Below are 17,568 nucleotides of genomic sequence, written 5' to 3'. Positions count from 1 at the left end.
TTATAAAGCATATTTTATAGTATTTTTTTTTTTTTTTTTGTTTTGGCAAAATTTGTGTCTAATAAGGCAAAAAATAGGTTAGCAAATCATCCTAAATATCACAAAAGCACAAGAAGTTAAACCTAAAATAACTCCTCGTGCTTTATTAGATTGATTATAAATTTCAATATTTTATTTTAGTTTTTTATCGATCTTGGTTCAAATATAAAGTTTGGACCCTTACCTTCTATTCCTTTTAAGAATAAATCGGCAAGCTCTGCAAAATCTGTAAAAACCATAGGTTGTTTTTTGGCTTCTGTTTCCTTTAACTCTGGCGACTTCATTTGTGATTTTGAATCTTGTTTAGAATTATCTTTGCCTTCCTCATCATCAGAAATCCAGGGAACATTATGATCAGGCAATTCTTGTCATGGTCTCCCTTCTGATTTGGAAACAATTAAATCCTTATTATTATCATCAATAGAAAAGTCAAAATTTTGATTCTTTCCATCATCTTTTTTAGGGTCATAAGTTTTTTTATCAAAACTTTTTTCGCTTTTTGTTTTAATATTCATATTTTCAGCATTTGTAAAACTTAATTCACCTGGTTCATCATCTTCATCTCAAGGTTCGTTATAGTCTGGTTCATTATTTTGCATTGAAATAACACCTAAATCTGTATAACCATCATCAAGAAAATCAAATCCGTGTTTGCCATCATCCTTAGTTCTGTCGTATTCTTTATATAAATTCTTGTAATAAAAATTATCAATTACATTCTTAATTTCTTCATTAGTTGGGTCACTAAAATCAATTTCAATTTTTGGTGCTTCATTTTTTATATTATTTATAAGATTATTGTTAGTGTTAATTGAATCAACTGAGTCTAGTTTAATTGCATTCTTAATTAATAGATCTTTAATTGGTTTATTTTGTTTTATTAAGTCTGTAAGAACTTCTTTTGAATGATGTTTCTTTAAATCTTCATAAACAATTTTAATATTATCGCCAAACTGTTGATTTTTATCCTTACTTGGAGTTTCTGGTTTCTTTGGTTCTGGGTTTTCTGGTTTCTTTGGTTCAGCTGGTTTTTCTGGTTTTTCCGGTTTAGCAGGATTTGCACATGATAGAGCTATAACTGGTGTTGCCAAAACAGGTAAAAATCCTAGAAAAAGTAATTTGCTTTTTTTCATTTTTCTCCTTAAAATTTTATGAATTCAGGCTATTCCCAAACATTTTTTAATTATGTCTAGAAGAATTGGCGCAAGTCATAATTATAATTTATTTTTTTTTTTTTTTTGTTTTTGGTTAAAAAAGATAATTTAAACTGGTTTGAGAATAAACTATATCTAAACCTATTACTTCAATTTCAATTAAAATTAAGAAGAAAAAATAAAGATAGATATTTAAAAACCATAATATTAAGACACAATTGATAACATAATATTTTTTTATAATTTAATTCTTTCTTCGTCATTAAGGTTTTTAAAATAATCATTTTCTTAATTGATTAATTTCTATCATGTTTATCGGTCTTCGCGATTTACTTAAAGACCATCCACAAGAAATGTTTATTTAAGACACTATAGCAAAGTTTAACATTACCTTTAGATTCTTTTTTCATTTTTTCCTATATGAATTTCTAAAACTTGCTAAATTATTAATTTTTAGTCTATAAATAATTTCTTATTTGTTTCATTAGTTCATCTAATTTAGCGAGATTTGAATAAGTTTAGTTAATAATTAATTCGCTAGAATAACAAAACAAAAATTAGTATAGTTTTGTACATTATTTTAGCTCAAAGAGATATTTTGAGACAATTAAGCAAGCTAGGATTGCTAAATAGACAAAAATATATTTAGTTGTTTTTCAAGGTATTTAAACTGAGCACAAATACAAAAAACACAAAAGTAAACATAATCAATGATCCATCTTTTATTTTTGGAAGTAATTTAAAAATTAAATAATTTAAACTAAAAAAACCTATGCTAATTAAGTTTATGCTTTTTGCAACAACCGTGCATTGTTATCAATTTAATGTAAGCAAAAAAGCTTTATATTATTGCTAATTGCTTTTTTAGTTACTATTAACCCTATTTACCTAGGAAAATAGTGATAATGTAATATAATATTTTTATTAATAAAACCTAATACTAAGGAGAAAATATGCGAAAAATAAGTTGATTTTTCTTAGGTCTTTTACCAACAATAGCAACCGCAGCGGTTGCATTTTCATGTGTAAATACAAAAACACATAATATACCAAACCCAAAACCTAGCCCTGATAAAATATCTGATACTCCTAAGAAAAAACCTAAAGTTAAAGAACAAAAAAATGATTTACAATCAGTTTATGAAACTATTAAAAGTATTCTACCAAAGGATACTCTAAATGATATTAGACATAAAAATAAACATATTAAAAATTTATTGATTGGAAATTTATTACCAAAAGATCTGATCCCTGATCTTCCAAAGGATCAAGACACTAGCTCAAATATTTTGAATGGTTTTAAAGGACCAAAATTTGAAATTGATTTTAGTGACCCAACTAATGAATTAATCAAAAAAACAATTGATAATTTATACTACAAACAATGATATAAATACTATGATAAATCCAAAGATGACGGAACACAACATGCTTTTGATTTTCCACTAGAAGATGACTATATCGAAAATGAGTTAGATATATTCTCTTCAAATGAACCTGAATCAAATGAACCATGAGAAAACCATGAACCAAATCATAATAGCCCTTGAGAGTGAGATGAAGGCGCTGATGAAGTCTCTCCAAACGAACCAGAGCATAATGAACCTTGAATTTCTGATGATGAAGAAGGATTGAGTAGTCCTGCTGCATTAGCAACTAAACTTATTAAATCTGTAAAAGGCGAATCAAATATAATTTATGATATGAATGATAATTTGGTTCCGCTATCTAATCTAAAATCACCTAACAAAAAAAATTGGTTGATGAAATTAAAGAAGAATTTAGAAATCTAATTAGTACTGAAACACAAAAAATAAATCCTGTATATGATAATAAAATTTTTGGAAAAAAAGTATCTGCAACAACTACTGAAATTCAAAACTATTTTGAAAAATTAATAAATGATAGCACAACCGTTGGTCAAGTGTTGAAATATATTAGTACAGTAAAAAAATATGTCGAAACCGAAATAATGCTAGAAAACATGTATAAACCTTTTGAAGATTTTGGAAATAGTTTTAATGTTAGCAAAAATAAAAAAATATCATCTAAAGACTTAGAAAAAATTAATTACAATAAAGAAGCATTAGTTAAATACTGCGATGATGCATTTAAAACTCTAAGAAAAAGAAATGAATTTAGTGAATGGTTGAAAGAACCGGACCATAATTTTTACACTAAAACTAATGGTTATGTGGAAAAAATGCAAAATTTTGTAAACCAGATAAATGAAGCATATCAGCTTAAAGTTGAAGCAACTAAACCAGTTTTTCTTTTACAAATAGATGAAACTACAAATTATAAAAAAATGTATACTGAACAAGATATTATTAATGCACTCAATAATAAAAATAAAAATGGTTTAACCAAAGAAAAAGTGAATCAAGCCCTATATGCAACGATATTTAATATCAAAATTAGAAATATTTTTCTAAAAAAGGGTGGAATAATTGATTGAAGAAGTGAAAGCGGTAATAGCACTGTTGAGTTTTTAGGCAAAATTGAGAAAAGAAATAACAAAGATAAACTAGTCGTTTATGTGGCTTATAAATTTAACAACAATGAAAAGGACAATCGTTTCAAAATTACATTTACAAACCATTCAAAACAACAAAGCTATATCCAATTCAAAAGTTAATAATTTAACACTAGCAACGCTTGCTAGTGTTTTTTTATCAAAACATAAAGATAAACTATACGAAATCGAAGAGTCACATATCGATTATTAAAACTAGTTATTTTGATAAAATTTATATATTATTTTTATATTTAAAGAGGTTTATAAATTTATGGATAAAAATGAGTTATTCAAACAAAGATTAATTAAATACATGGAAATTGAGGCTATGTCGCGTTATGAAGAGCCTGTGGTTAATGAGTTGAAAAAATCACTAGGAAATAAAAAATTTGAGATTAGTAGAGATAACCTTGGATCAGTTATATTTAGAAAGAAATCAAAAAATCCTAATGCGCCAAAAGTTATGATTGCTGCACATATGGATGAAGTAGGGTTTCTAGTTAGAAACATAGATAAAAAGGGGCAACTTTATTTATCTCCTGTTGGAGGTATTTGACCATCGACAGTAATTGGGACAAAAGCAAAATTAGTAACAGAGGAAGGCAAAACCTTTAATGGCGTTTTTGGCCACACAAGCATACACATTATGCAAGAAAATGAAATTTCAAAAGCAATTTCTAATAATGAAATTTATGCTGATTTTGGTTTTAAATCAGATGAAGATGCCAAAGAACAAGGAGTTGGCGTAGGTGACTTAGTATACATGTCAGGTGAAACTATACTATTTAATGATCCTAATTTATTGGGTGGAAAAGCAATGGATAATAGAGCTGGTATAACTGTTCTAGAATACGTTGCTAATGCCATCAACGATAAAGATCTTGATGTTGATCTCTACTTAGTTGGCACAGTGCAAGAAGAGGTAGGAACAAGAGGGGCTAGAACTAGTGTTTCATTAATTAAACCAAACATAGCAATTGCTCTTGATACATGTGCATCACATGACACTCCTAACACAATCCCAGGAAATACTTTATTATACAAGGGTGCTGCTCTAAGAATAAAGGATCGTGGTACAATGATGGACCCAAAATTAGTTAAAGAATTTCAAAACATATCAAAAAAATATAACATACCTACATATAAATTTGTTGCAATGGGAGGAGGAACAGATGCTCATGAACTTCAATTTGCTCATGGTGGTGCAGCGACTCTAACCATTTCTTTACCACAAAGATATTTACATAGCCCTATAGGTGTTTGTGCAATTTCAGACTTAATTGCTGCCGGAGATTTATTAATTAATTTTCTTCAAGACTTTAATTTAGAAAAATGAGAGGATATCAAATACAAGTAAGAAATATCAAAAGCACATAAATAAAATCGTGTTTAAACTAGTAATATAGTAAATTTTGCGCAAATTTATCTCCTGCTTACTTTTTGAGTAAGAGATTTGAGAATAGCAATCACACAAATCTAAATTTATTAGACAAAAATAACCAGAATTATCAAGCACGTCTTGATAATTTTTCTTATTTATTTCATAAGAAATTATTTTACTTTCTTCATCCACTTTAAAATCAAAATAATTTCCATATGTTCTATAAATATCTTCATTTAAGTATTCAATATTTTCAAGTTGTTTTGATAATATATTTAAAACCGTATTATATTTTTCAACTTCTAATGATGCTTTTTGTTCATTATAAAACATATAAACGAAATATTTGTTTGTTGAATTTGTAAAAGCTTGCTCGTATGTTTTTCAAGCAAAAACTTTATGTTCAAAAATTAAATTTTCAGCATTTTTATATATTTTATCTTTGTTTTTATTTAATAAACTACTTAATCTTTTGTTATAAGTTTCTGCCATAATTATAAAGTCAATGTTCTCAGAAGCAATATTTTCAATATTGTCTTTTGAAAAATAACCGCGATCCAATACTAAAGTTTCTGATTTATAACGCAAATTTAAAACTTTATCAATCATTTTTTTGTAGTAACTTACATCAAAAACTGATTTGGGATATAAATCATAAAAAATTGGTAACCCAGTCTTTGGATCTAAACAATACGATAAGTTTATTTATGGCAGTCTTTCATCAATCTTTGGCTTTCCATATTCAGCATGTTTCATGTTTTTTGAACTTATATTAAAGTTCATTGAATCAACAGATAAATATACGCCATCCAAATATTCTAAATATGTTCTTAATTGTTTTATCATCTATAATTAAATTCAAGTATTTTTTCTGTTGTTATATCTTTATGCAAAAGCATTGATATCGTTGAGTTTGAAGGAATTGAAAATAAACCAGAAAAATTTTTATATGCCCACTTTTCAAATAATTGCGAAACCATATATTCTTCATCAATATAATAAAATGCCAATGCCTTTATTAATTCGCTTTTTGTGTTAAAAATATTTTTTAATTGTTCATCTATATATAAATCTTTAAAAATTCTAGTTATTACCAAATATTGCCCGATAGAAACAACAAATGATATTTTTTTATCATCTTCTATGATTGTTATTTTTGCGTCTGGAAAAATTAAAATACTTATCATTCAGTATTAATAAATTGTTATTTTTTTGGATCTATTTTGACAATATTTACTCTCTTATCAATATTATATTTTTTATCTTTTTTATATTTTGTTCCTGCGACATAATATACATATTTATTATCATCTTTTCTTATAATTTGAACCTTTTTAGGAATCTTTACTCTTTGGTCTTTTATTATCATTTTTACCTCATTTTATTTAGTTTATTTATAACTAAATAAAAATACTTTTCGAGCTAGAAATGTAAAAAAATGCTGATTTTTTCAAATTTAATTCTTTTTTGTTTTTTGCTTGAGTTTTATAAAATAATTTACAAAATTACTTCAAGTTTAGGGTAAAAGTATAATAAAAAAAGCCAAGACTGGCTTTTTGTTCCCTGAAAACTGAATATCGACTTTTTTTATTTTAGATAACTTCTATAGAATCACTATTAAACCAATCAATTTATTAGTACTGGTCAGCTGAATATATTGCTATACTTACACCTCCAGCCTATCAACCTCATAGTCTATAAGGAATTTAATAGGGAATACTCATCTCTGAGGGGGCTTCCCGCTTAGATGCTTTCAGCGGTTATCCCTGCCGCACTTGGCTACCCAGCTATGCTTCTGGCGAAACAACTGGCACACCATCGGTGCGTCCACTCCGGTCCTCTCGTACTAAGAGTAGCTCTCATCAATATTCCAACGCCCACATCAGATAGGAACCAAACTGTCTCACGACGTTTTGAACCCAGCTCGCGTACCGCTTTAATGGGCGAACAGCCCAACCCTTGGAACCGACTCCAGCTCCAGGATGCGATGAGCCGACATCGAGGTGCCAAACCTTCCCGTCGATGTGATCTCTTGGGAAAGATAAGCCTGTTATCCCCGGGGTAGCTTTTATCCGTTGAGCGACGGCCTTTCCACGAAGAACCGCCGGATCACTAAGTCCTGCTTTCGCACCTGCTCGACTTGTAGGTCTCACAGTCAATCACACTTCTACCTTTATGCTCTTTGATACGGTTTCTGACCGTATTGAGTGTAACTTTGAACGCCTCCGTTACCCTTTAGGAGGCGACCGCCCCAGTCAAACTACCCACCACACACTGTCCTTTTACCAGATCATGGTAACAAGTTAGAAGTTCAACGTAACAAGGGTGGTATTTCAACGACGACTCCACTTGAACTAGCGTCCAAGCATCACAGTCTCCCACCTATCCTACACAAGTTAAATCAAACTCCAATATGAAGTTATAGTAAAGCTCCACGGGGTCTTTTCGTCTAGATGCGGGTCTCCGGCGTCTTCGCCGGAACCATAATTTCACCGAGTCCAATGTCGAGACAGTTAAGAGATAATTACTCCTTTCGTGCAGGTCAGTATTTAGCCGACAAGGAATTTCGCTACCTTAGGACCGTTATAGTTACGGCCGCCGTTCACCCGGGCTTCACATCAATGCTTCGCTAATGCTAACACCTTTGCTTAACCTTCGGGCACTGGGCAGGAGTCACCCCATATACATCATCTTACGATTTAGCATAGAGCTGTGTTTTTGATAAACAGTTCCCCCTTACTATTCACTGCGGCCCACTTGTTATGGTGGGCATCCCTTCTTGCGAACTTACGGGATGAATTTGCAGAGTTCCTTGACATTGGTTTTCTCGCTCGCCTTAGAATACTCATCTTGGGGACGTGTGTCCGTTCTCGGTACGGGTTTCCATAAACTATATGTTAGAAGCTTTTTTAAGAGGTATGAAATCATCCAATTCGCTACTTAGTTGCCCTTTCACTATGCATCATAGCTCCCGGTTAAAAATTTATTATGCGGATTTGCCTACATAACCCAGTTACTATTTACCCCACAATCCAATAAGTGGTAGTACTATCCTCCCCGTCACTCCATCACATTTATAGAAAGTACAGGAATATTAACCTGTTGTCCATCGGCTACGCCTTTCGGCCTCGTCTTAGGACCCGACTAACCCTGGGTGGACGAACCTTGCCCAGGAAACCTTCCCCAATAGGCGTCAGAGATTCTCACTCTGAATCGTTACTCATACCGGCATTCTCACTTGTAAGCGCTCCACCAGTCTTCACAGTCTGGCTTCAATGCCCTTACAACGCTCTCCTAACGCATTTTCATGCCCGTAGCTTCGGTATTGTGTTTTAGTCCCGTTGAATTATCGGCACAGAGTCTCTCGACTAGTGAGCTATTACGCACTCTTTAAACGATGGCTGCTTCTAAGCCAACATCCTAGCTGTTTAAGAAACTCCACAACCTTTCTCACTTAACACAATTTTGGGACCTTAGCTGACGATCTGGGTTGTTCCCCTCGCGTGCATCGACGTTATCACCGATGTACCGACTGCATAGCAATTCATGATAGTATTCGGAGTTTGATTATAGTCAGTACAGCTAGGCGCCGCCATTCCATATTCAGTGCTCTACCCCCATCACTTAACACTACACGCTAGCCCTAAAGCTATTTCGGAGAGAACCAGCTATCTCCAAGTTCGATTGGAATTTCACCCCTACCCACAAGTCATCCGGGCACTTTTTAGCGTACTACGGTTCGGTCCTCCACTTAGTGTTACCTAAGTTTCAACCTGCTCATGGGTAGATCACCTGGTTTCGGGTCTATATCAACATACTAAGCGCCCTATTAAGACTCGATTTCTCTACGGCTTCGCTTTAATCCACTTAACCTCGCATGTTGACATAACTCGCCGGTCCATTCTGCAAGATGTACGCCATCACCCATTAACGGGCTCTGACTAACTGTAAGTAATTGGTTTCAGAATCTATTTCACTCCCCTCCCGGGGTTCTTTTCACCTTTCCCTCACGGTACTAGTTCACTATCGGTGTCTGGTTAGTATTTAGCCTTACCGGGTGGTCCCGGCAGATTCAGACAGGGTTTCACGTGCCCCGCCCTACTCAGGATACTACAAAGAGATACGCACATTTCGCTTACGGGAATTTCAGCCTCTATGTTCAAGCATTCCAACTTATTCTGCTATGTGCATATTTTGTAACTCTATAATGTAGTCCTACAACCCCAACAACGAATGTTGGTTTGGGCTTTTCCCCTTTCGCTCGCCACTACTTAGGGAATCATTCTTTATTTTCTCTTCCTGCTGCTACTGAGATGTTTCAATTCACAGCGTGTCTCTTCATTTGACTATGAATTCATCAATATGATAATTAAGTATTAACTTAATTAGGTTTCCCCATTCGGAAATCCCGGATCACAGCTCATTTCCAGCTAACCGAGGCTTATCGCAGGTAATCACGTCCTTCATCGACTTCCAGACCCAAGGCATCCACCAAAAACTCTTATCTTGTTTAATAGTAGTATAAGACCTATTGTTTGTCTATTGTATGATATATTCTATAGGTTGATCTAAACTTTGAAATATTAATAAATTTAATTTTCAATGTCGATATTCAGTTTTCAAAGAACAAAATGAGAGATAGATCTCTCAAAACTGGATACAATTTTTTTTCCATAACAGTGTGTACTCCGTATGAAAGGAGGTGATCCATCCCCACGTTCTCGTAGGGATACCTTGTTACGACTTCACCCCAGTCACCAGTCCTACCTTAGGCGGTCGCCTCCGAGGTTAGCTAACCGACTTTGGGTATTACCAGCTCCCATGGTGTGACGGGCGGTGTGTACAAGACCCGAGAACGTATTCACCGCAGCATAGCTGATCTGCGATTACTAGCGATTCCGACTTCATGGAGTCGAATTGCAGACTCCAATCCGAACTGAGATCGGCTTTTTGAGATTTGCTCCATGTCGCCATATTGCTTCTCTTTGTACCGACCATTGTAGCACGTGTGTTGCCCCACTCGTAAGAGGCATGATGATTTGACGTCATCCCCACCTTCCTCCCAGTTACCCAGGCAGTATCTCTAGAGTCCTCGACATGACTCGTTAGTAACTAAAGATAGGGGTTGCGCTCGTTGCAGGACTTGACCAAACATCTCACGACACGAGCTGACGACAACCATGCACCATCTGTCACTCCGTTAACCTCCGCTATATCTCTATAGCATTGCGAAGGATGTCAAGAGTGGGTAAGGTTCTCCGTGTATCTTCAAATTAAACCACATGCTCCACCGCTTGTGCGGGTCCCCGTCAATTCCTTTAAGTTTCACTCTTGCGAGCATACTACTCAGGCGGATCATTTACTGCGTTAGCTGCGTCAGTGAACTATCCACCGACTAATGATCATCGTTTACGGCGTGGACTACCAGGGTATCTAATCCTGTTTGCTCCCCACGCTTTCGTCCCTCAGCGTCAGTGTAGACCCAGTAAGCTGCCTTCGCCTTTGGTGTTCTTCCATATATCTACGCATTTCACCGCTTCACATGGAATTCCGCTTACCTCTATCTAACTCTAGTTTATCAGTATCCAAAGCGAGCCAGGGTTGAGCCCTGGGATTTAACTCCAGACTTAATAAACAGCCTACGAACGCTTTACGCCCAATAATTCCGGATAACGCTTGCGACCTATGTATTACCGCGGCTGCTGGCACATAGTTAGCCATCGCTTTCTGACAGGGTACCGTCAGCTTGGAAGCATTTCCTCAACCAAGTATTCTTTCCCTATAACAGCACTTTACAATCCGAAGACCTTCATCGTGCACGCTGTGTCGCTCCATCAAGCTTTCGCTCATTGTGGAATATTCCCTACTGCTGCCTCCCGTAGGAGTTTGGGCCGTATCTCAGTCCCAATGTGGCCGTTCAGTCTCTCGACCCGGCTAAACATCATAGTCTTGGTAGGCCATTACCCTACCAACTAACTAATGTTCCGCACCCTCATCCTCTAGCGGGGCTTTAAGGCCCCTTTCACAACGGAATCATGCGATTCCATGCGTATCCGGCATTAGCCAATGTTTCCATTGGGTATTCCAATCTAAAGGGTAGATTAAGCACGTGTTACTCACCCATTTGCCGCTAAGGTATTGCTACCTTCGCTCGACATGCATGTATTAGGCACACAGCCAGCGTTCATCCTGAGCCAGGATCAAACTCTTAAAATTTGATTTTGGTTTTATTATATTTTTAAAAAATTAAAATTGACGTTATGGTATTCGTATCCAGTTTTCAAAGAACTACATATTAGGCACAAAAAAGTGCACTTTTATAAGTATACATTATTTTAAACTTTTTATTATGAAAATTTTTTAATTTTTTACATTAAATAAGAACGTTTTTAAAATAAGTACCATATCATTATACATGATTAAGTTAAAAAAATAAAATAAATTTAACAAAATTTTTTTATATATTTTTGCTAAAAGCAAATATTGAAAAAAGTTCAAGATTTAAAATAAAAAACCTCCTTATATTTTTAAAAAATACGGAAGTTCTATAATTTATTATTATATCCTACAATATATATTTTAAATTATCTACAATCTGGATATTTAGCTACATTATTGATTCAATTTTTACCTTATATTTAGGAGCGGCCTCAACCTCTACAATATCGCCGACCTTATGATTAAGAATTGCTTTGGCTAACGGAGAAGAATTAGATATTTTCCCACTAAATGGATCTGCATCTAGTGCGCCAACAATAATAATAGTTAAAACAGCATTATTTTTTAAATTTAAAGCCTTAACTGTTGAACCAATTTTAACAATATGAGAACCGGTTGTGTCTTCAACAATAATATGGGCATTTTCTAAAATATGTTGAATTTCTAGAATTTCGTTTTCAATGGCGGCTTGCTTATCACGGGCCGAATCATATTCAGCATTTTCTGATAAATCACCTTGATTTCTAGCTTCCTTGATTTCTTCAATGACTAACGGTCTAGCTTCTTCTTGCAAATATGCTAATCTTTTTTCATATTGTTCAAGGCTCTCCTTTGTTAAATATATTTTTTTATCTTCCATCTTCTTTTTATCCTCTTTCAACAATGTCTTTTATGTTATTTTTAGCTAAAAGTATAACACTTTTATTTTTGAATTTTAAAGTTTCATAACGCAAACCAAGATTTGCTGATATCTTCTTTAACAAATCTAAATTAATGTTTTTATTATTTTCAATAATCATTATTCCTTTTGGGTTTAAAAAGTTTATTTTAGAACTTATGATTGACTCCAATAATTGATCCTTATTATTTAAAATTATTATTAATTCATTGTCATTTGGAAGCTTAGCAACACTTTGGATATTTTCAAATTTTAGATCTGGAAATTCATATAAAATTTTTTCATTAATACCTAAATCTATTGTTCCATTAAAAAATACTTTCTTATTAGCTAAATTTGATACTGATAAAGCAAGATAATTATCATCATCTTCTATATAAATATTATGGTAATCATTTAAATAAATGGTATTAACAACAAAACATACAAAAAAATCACTTAAATCATTATTATAAAACTTCTTAATACCGCTTAGAACTACACCATAATTAGGATTAATTTTAATAAGTTTTTCTTTTTCGCGTTCTTCATTAGGGGATAAATATTTTTTAATAGCCTTCTTCTTATAATAAAGGCTAAGAACAAGAGCGATAATGGCAATTAATAAAGCTATAGCAATAGAAATAATTAATCCCGTTCTTACGTTGGGAGGTATCTTGCTTGTCCCGTTAGAAATAGATGATATATATATTAATTTGCGCATAAATTATCTACCGTCTCAGCTTCAAACAAAATGTGTTCAATAGATTCGCCATTTTCATCTACTAATTCAAATTCATTAGCAAACTCTTCTAATAAATCACTTAAGATTGAAACAATTCCTTCATCTTCTACCTCTTCTAAAATATGAGATTTTGTTTGTCTAAATAGAAAAATACCTTTTTTATTAGTTAAAAATATGTATTTTTCACCATTTTCTTCAATCGAAAACAAAACTCACATTTTAACATTGTTTTCCAAAATGATTTCTCTTTCTTGTGAGAAGATAAATAATTTTTGTCGTATGTTTTTATTGTTGTTTTTATTGATTTCTTCCATAAATCTAACCTTTTTTTAAATAATCCTCTAGTATGATTTGGGCAGCTAATGAATCTTTTTTATTTTTTCTTTTTTTGCCGTTATATCCGGCATTATATAAAATATTTTCAGCAAATATTGTACTTTCTCTCTCGTCTTGTAAAATAACATTTATTTCAACATTGTCTTGAAGTCTTTGCTTAAATTTTTCCACCATGATTGTTCTTGGACTTCTTGAAAAATCCATTCTTGTTGGATAACCTAAGATAATTGTATCAATTTCATTCTTATATTGACTTTCATATAGTCAATATTTCACTCTCCTAATAACGTCGATAAAATGTCATTCCTCAAAATAGAGTGTTTCTAATCCAGAAGCAATTATATTATTAATATCACTGATAGCAAAACCGCATGTTTTTGAGCCTAAATCCATAGCTAGTTTACGCATTTATTAATTCCTTAATTTCATCCATAATTATTTTAATCTGTTTAGTTGAATTAATTGATCCTTGCGATACTATTTGATTACCGCCACCTTTACCATTAAAGTTAGAAATTATCCTTTTAAAAATCTTTGTTGAGTCATATTGTTTTGAAGCAACAATTAAAAAATAATTATCATCTTTAATTCTAGAAAGACCAATTATCAATGCATCAGCATTTGCTTCACGAATTTGCACAGCAATTTTTCTTAGTAAGCTTGCATCATTTTCATTAATTATGAATAACTTAACATTATTGCCAATTATTTCAGGATTATAAGCATTTAAATTTACTGATTCATTATTCTTTTCTTTTAATAATTTCTTATAATCTTCTCTTAATTTACTTTCGACTTCATCATAATAATCCAACATTTTTTCTTTCTGCGATGAAAGGCTAGGAATATCTACCAAATAAGATAAATTATAATTAGATTCTAATGCTCTATTATTCTTTACCAAGGAAGACAATAATTTTTGCTTTTCTAAAATTTCATTATGTAAATGTTTATTAACATACTCTTCAGAGGTAATAACCTTCAAACGATAAATTCCAGTTCCCTTTGAATCAACAGAAACAATTTTAAAGTTCTCGATTATGCCAGAATTTTCAACGTGTGTCCCACCGCATAAATCCTTAGTAATATTTTCAAATTCAACAACTCTGACATTATTAGCATCATAATATTCAGATTCATCAATTGTCATATATGCCCCTATTTCTTGTGCTTTTTTGACTGAAGTAATAATATAATTTCTCTTAGCCTGCATTGCGATATATTCATGCATAATATGCTCAATTTTTTTAAGTTCATCCTTAGTTGGCCGATGATCTAATCCGAAGTCAAATGTAAAATATTCAGGATGAATGTTTGAACCAAGTTGTTCAATAATATCATTTGTGTAAGTTCTTCTTAAAGCATGGAACATAATATGTGTTGAACTATGATTTCTAGCATAATTAATTCTTTTTTCTTTGTCAACATAACATTCAATAGGTAAATTTTTATCAATTTTTCCTTTAACATAATGAACATGATTTTGGTATTTATCTTTAAATACATCAATTATTTCAATTTTATTATTTCCTTGCATCATATAGCCAAAGTCATGATTTTGTCCACCACTAGTTGCATAAAAAGGAGTATTGTCAAGAATAACATATGAAAAATCATCATCGCTATCTACCTTATCAATTTCCTGCTCTTCATTTAGCAAATAGATAATTTTTGATCTAGACTCAAGAAATTCATAACCAATAAATTCAGAAATTTTTCTGTCAACCAGTGAAAGCGAATTAATAACCTTTTGCATCGCAGCCTTTAAGCTGCCTTTTGAACGTTCTTGATGTTCCTTTTGGAAATCATAAAATTCTTGCAAATTAATTTCGATATTCTTTTCTTTTAATATTTCAGCCGTTAATTCAATAGGGAAGCCATAGGTATCAAACATTTTAAAGGCAATTTTAGCATCAATAAAACCTTTTTTATTTAGTTCGTGTTCAAGAAGTTTTTCGCCGTCTTTAATGGTTTTAGCAAATAAATTTTCCTCATCAGAAATTACTCTTGAAACAGTTTTAACATCGATTTCATATATCAATGAGTCCTTAACAACTTGAACTAATTTATATAAAAAAGTTTTTTGTTGTATTCCTAATGATAAACCAGCCCGGTAAGCTCTTCTTATTAAACGTCTAATAATGTATCCTCTACCAACATTTGAAGGGCTAACGCCATCATTAATAGCATTCACACTTGCTCTAATATGATCCGCAATAATCTTAAATCAGGTATTAATTTTTAACTGTTCTGGCTCTTTTGTAAAATAGTTATTTATATCGTAGTGATATTTTGTTCATTCTTCTACTTTTCTAATAATAGGCAAAAATAGGTCAGTATCAAAATTAGTAGGCGCATCCTGAATAATAGAGGTTATTCTTTCTAACCCTGCACCAGTATCAATATTTTTAGTAGCTAATTCAGAGTAGTTATTTTCGCCATCATTATTGAATTGCGAAAATACAATATTTCATATTTCAATATATCTGTCATTCTCAATATCTTCTTTTAACAATTCAATGCCGCGCTTATCATATTTTTCACCCCGGTCATAAAAAATTTCAGTATCAGGGCCACAAGGTCCTTGACCAACATCTCAAAAATTAGTATCTCTTGTTCCACTTATAAGATGGTCCTTGTTTATGCCTAATTCAATTCATATATTATATGTATCCAAATCTTCTTCATAGTATGTTATATATATTTTTTCTTTTTCGAGTTTCAATACATTAAAAATAAACTCATATCCAAATGCAATAGCTTCTTTTTTAAAATAATCACCAATAGAAAAATTTCCTAGCATTTCAAAAAAGGTGTGATGTCTTGCGGTTATACCAACATTTTCAATATCATTAGTACGAATTGATTTTTGCGAATTTGTTATTCTCTTTGCGGGCGGAACTTTTTTACCGCTAAAATAATCTTTTAATGTTGCCACACCCGAATTAATTCATAATAATGAAGGGTCATTTTGAGGTATTAAAGATTTAGATTCTACAACAAGATGTTGTTTTGAAGCAAAAAAATCAAGTCACATTTGTCTAATTTGTTTTGATGAAAGCATTTTTTCTCCTTGTTTTATATCATTATTTGATTTATAAAAAATTCTTTTGTTTTTGTTTATAAAAAATTCTATCAATGATTGCTGCCCCTACAACTTTTTGACCATCATAAATTACAACTTGTTGTCCTGGGGTTATAGCTTCTGTTTCATTGTACATGACCGCAATTTCATTATTGTCTAAAAGTTGAATCTTACATTTGATATCTTCTTGACGATATCTAAATTTGGCCGACAGGTTTTCCTGATTATATGTTTTAGCAATTAAATTTCAATCTTTGGCAATAATCTTATCGGATAACAAATATTCTTTATGGTCCTCATTGGCAACATAAATAATTCTTTTTTTAATATTATGTCCAACAACAAAATAAGGTTTCTTAAATCCACCGAGATTTAAACCCTTGCGTTGACCAATTGTATAATACATTGCGCCGATATGTTCCCCAACCTTATTGCTTGTGGCAATATCAATTATGTCACCTGGTTGAGCAGGAATATAATTTTCAAGAAATTTTGTGAATCTTCTTTCGCCAATAAAACAAATGCCTGTTGAATCTTTTTTAAAGGCAGTTTTTAAGTTTAGCTTCTTAGCAATTGTTCTTACTTCATTTTTTGTTATATTAGCTAGAGGAAAAATAACCTTTTTTAGTTGTTCATTGTTTAATTGAGCCAAGAAATACGATTGATCCTTAGTCTGATCAAAGGCCCGAAATAATTCCCCATCATTAGTGTATGCATAATGACCCATAGCAATATAATCGGCTTTTAATTCATTAAATGCATAATCCGAAAAAGCTTTAAACTTTATAAATTTATTACAAAAAATATCAGGATTTGGTGTGCGGCCAATTTCATATTCATTAATTAGGTATTTAAAAACATTGTCTCAATATTCCTTAACAAAATCCACACGGTGTAGCTTAATATTTAGCTGATTTGCAACATCCTTTGCATCTTGATAATCTTGTTCTTGTGGACAAATATTTTGTGAAATGTCTTCATTGCCTAAGAAATCATTATTTAAAAATGAATCTCAATTTCGCATAAACAAACCTTCAACTTCATATCCTTGTTTTAAAAGTAGGTATGCGCACACACTAGAATCAACTCCGCCACTCATTCCTAAAATTACTTTTTTGCTCATTTTACTCCAATAAAATATATTAAATTATAAAGTTTTTAACGAAATAAAAATTTATTTTATACGAAACTAGTATTATAAAAAATTAAAAAGA

General features: G+C 32.1%; 14 protein-coding genes and 2 rRNA genes. 3 read left to right on the top strand and 13 right to left on the bottom strand.

What is annotated here, in order from left to right:
* Nucleotides 1–176: 176 nt before the first annotated feature.
* On the bottom strand, nucleotides 177–1,172 hold the full coding sequence (locus ACSH4Z_RS00490; RefSeq protein ID WP_438340674.1) for a hypothetical protein: 996 nt from the start codon (nucleotides 1,170–1,172) through the stop codon (nucleotides 177–179).
* Between the two features lie 974 nt (nucleotides 1,173–2,146).
* On the opposite strand from ACSH4Z_RS00490, the gene ACSH4Z_RS00485 reads away from it, so the two are divergent.
* From ACSH4Z_RS00485 to ACSH4Z_RS00475, 3 genes are all read left to right on the top strand, one after another.
* A complete protein-coding gene (locus ACSH4Z_RS00485; protein ID WP_438340673.1) occupies nucleotides 2,147–2,986 on the top strand; it encodes a hypothetical protein in 840 nt (279 codons plus the stop codon).
* A complete protein-coding gene (locus ACSH4Z_RS00480) occupies nucleotides 2,950–3,831 on the top strand; it encodes a hypothetical protein (RefSeq protein WP_438340672.1) in 882 nt (293 codons plus the stop codon). Before ACSH4Z_RS00485 ends, ACSH4Z_RS00480 begins: the two co-directional genes overlap by 37 nt.
* Before the next feature lie 151 nt (nucleotides 3,832–3,982).
* Nucleotides 3,983–5,068 carry a M42 family metallopeptidase gene (locus tag ACSH4Z_RS00475; RefSeq protein ID WP_438340671.1) on the top strand — a complete coding sequence of 362 codons (1,086 nt, stop codon included), beginning with the start codon at nucleotides 3,983–3,985 and terminating at the stop codon, nucleotides 5,066–5,068.
* On the opposite strand, the gene ACSH4Z_RS00470 is transcribed toward ACSH4Z_RS00475, so the two are convergent.
* From ACSH4Z_RS00470 to mnmA, 12 genes are all read right to left on the bottom strand, one after another.
* Nucleotides 5,036–5,779 (bottom strand): transposase, encoded by a 744-nt coding sequence (locus tag ACSH4Z_RS00470; protein WP_438340909.1) that lies wholly within the window; start codon nucleotides 5,777–5,779, stop codon nucleotides 5,036–5,038. The genes ACSH4Z_RS00475 and ACSH4Z_RS00470 overlap by 33 nt on opposite strands.
* A gap of 18 nt (nucleotides 5,780–5,797) precedes the next feature.
* Nucleotides 5,798–5,938 carry a hypothetical protein gene (locus ACSH4Z_RS00465; RefSeq protein ID WP_438340670.1) on the bottom strand — a complete coding sequence of 47 codons (141 nt, stop codon included), beginning with the start codon at nucleotides 5,936–5,938 and terminating at the stop codon, nucleotides 5,798–5,800.
* On the bottom strand, nucleotides 5,932–6,279 hold the full coding sequence (locus ACSH4Z_RS00460; RefSeq protein ID WP_438340669.1) for a hypothetical protein: 348 nt from the start codon (nucleotides 6,277–6,279) through the stop codon (nucleotides 5,932–5,934). The genes ACSH4Z_RS00465 and ACSH4Z_RS00460 overlap by 7 nt, the downstream gene beginning before the upstream one ends.
* Nucleotides 6,280–6,296: 17 nt before the next feature.
* Nucleotides 6,297–6,461, bottom strand: coding sequence for a hypothetical protein (locus ACSH4Z_RS00455; protein WP_438340668.1), 165 nt, complete (start codon nucleotides 6,459–6,461; stop codon nucleotides 6,297–6,299).
* Nucleotides 6,462–6,705: 244 nt separating this feature from the next.
* Nucleotides 6,706–9,608 (bottom strand): 23S ribosomal RNA (locus ACSH4Z_RS00450).
* Nucleotides 9,609–9,787: 179 nt separating this feature from the next.
* Nucleotides 9,788–11,308, bottom strand: a 16S ribosomal RNA gene (locus ACSH4Z_RS00445).
* Together the 16S and 23S rRNA genes form the textbook arrangement of a ribosomal RNA operon.
* Nucleotides 11,309–11,699: 391 nt before the next feature.
* Nucleotides 11,700–12,170 (bottom strand): transcription elongation factor GreA, encoded by a 471-nt coding sequence (greA, locus tag ACSH4Z_RS00440; protein WP_438340667.1) that lies wholly within the window; start codon nucleotides 12,168–12,170, stop codon nucleotides 11,700–11,702.
* Between the two features lie 7 nt (nucleotides 12,171–12,177).
* Nucleotides 12,178–12,912, bottom strand: coding sequence for a BC85_0335 family putative methyltransferase (locus ACSH4Z_RS00435; protein ID WP_438340666.1), 735 nt, complete (start codon nucleotides 12,910–12,912; stop codon nucleotides 12,178–12,180).
* Nucleotides 12,900–13,247: a hypothetical protein gene (locus tag ACSH4Z_RS00430; protein ID WP_438340665.1), complete on the bottom strand. Its 348-nt coding sequence runs from the start codon at nucleotides 13,245–13,247 to the stop codon at nucleotides 12,900–12,902. Before ACSH4Z_RS00430 ends, ACSH4Z_RS00435 begins: the two co-directional genes overlap by 13 nt.
* A 4-nt stretch (nucleotides 13,248–13,251) precedes the next feature.
* The gene (ruvX, locus tag ACSH4Z_RS00425; protein WP_438340664.1) at nucleotides 13,252–13,677 is read right to left on the bottom strand and encodes a Holliday junction resolvase RuvX; all 426 of its coding nucleotides are present in this window, start codon (nucleotides 13,675–13,677) and stop codon (nucleotides 13,252–13,254) included.
* Nucleotides 13,670–16,333, bottom strand: a complete 2,664-nt coding sequence (gene alaS / locus ACSH4Z_RS00420; protein WP_438340663.1) for an alanine--tRNA ligase — start codon at nucleotides 16,331–16,333, stop codon at nucleotides 13,670–13,672. Before alaS ends, ruvX begins: the two co-directional genes overlap by 8 nt.
* A 31-nt stretch (nucleotides 16,334–16,364) precedes the next feature.
* Nucleotides 16,365–17,477, bottom strand: coding sequence for a tRNA 2-thiouridine(34) synthase MnmA (gene mnmA, locus ACSH4Z_RS00415; protein ID WP_438340662.1), 1,113 nt, complete (start codon nucleotides 17,475–17,477; stop codon nucleotides 16,365–16,367).
* Nucleotides 17,478–17,568: the final 91 nt, after the last annotated feature.

This window comes from Mycoplasma sp. 125 (assembly GCF_051549845.1).
GTDB lineage: Bacteria > Bacillota_I > Bacilli_A > Mycoplasmatales > Metamycoplasmataceae > Metamycoplasma.
This window is presented reverse-complemented; position numbering and strand designations above follow the sequence as displayed.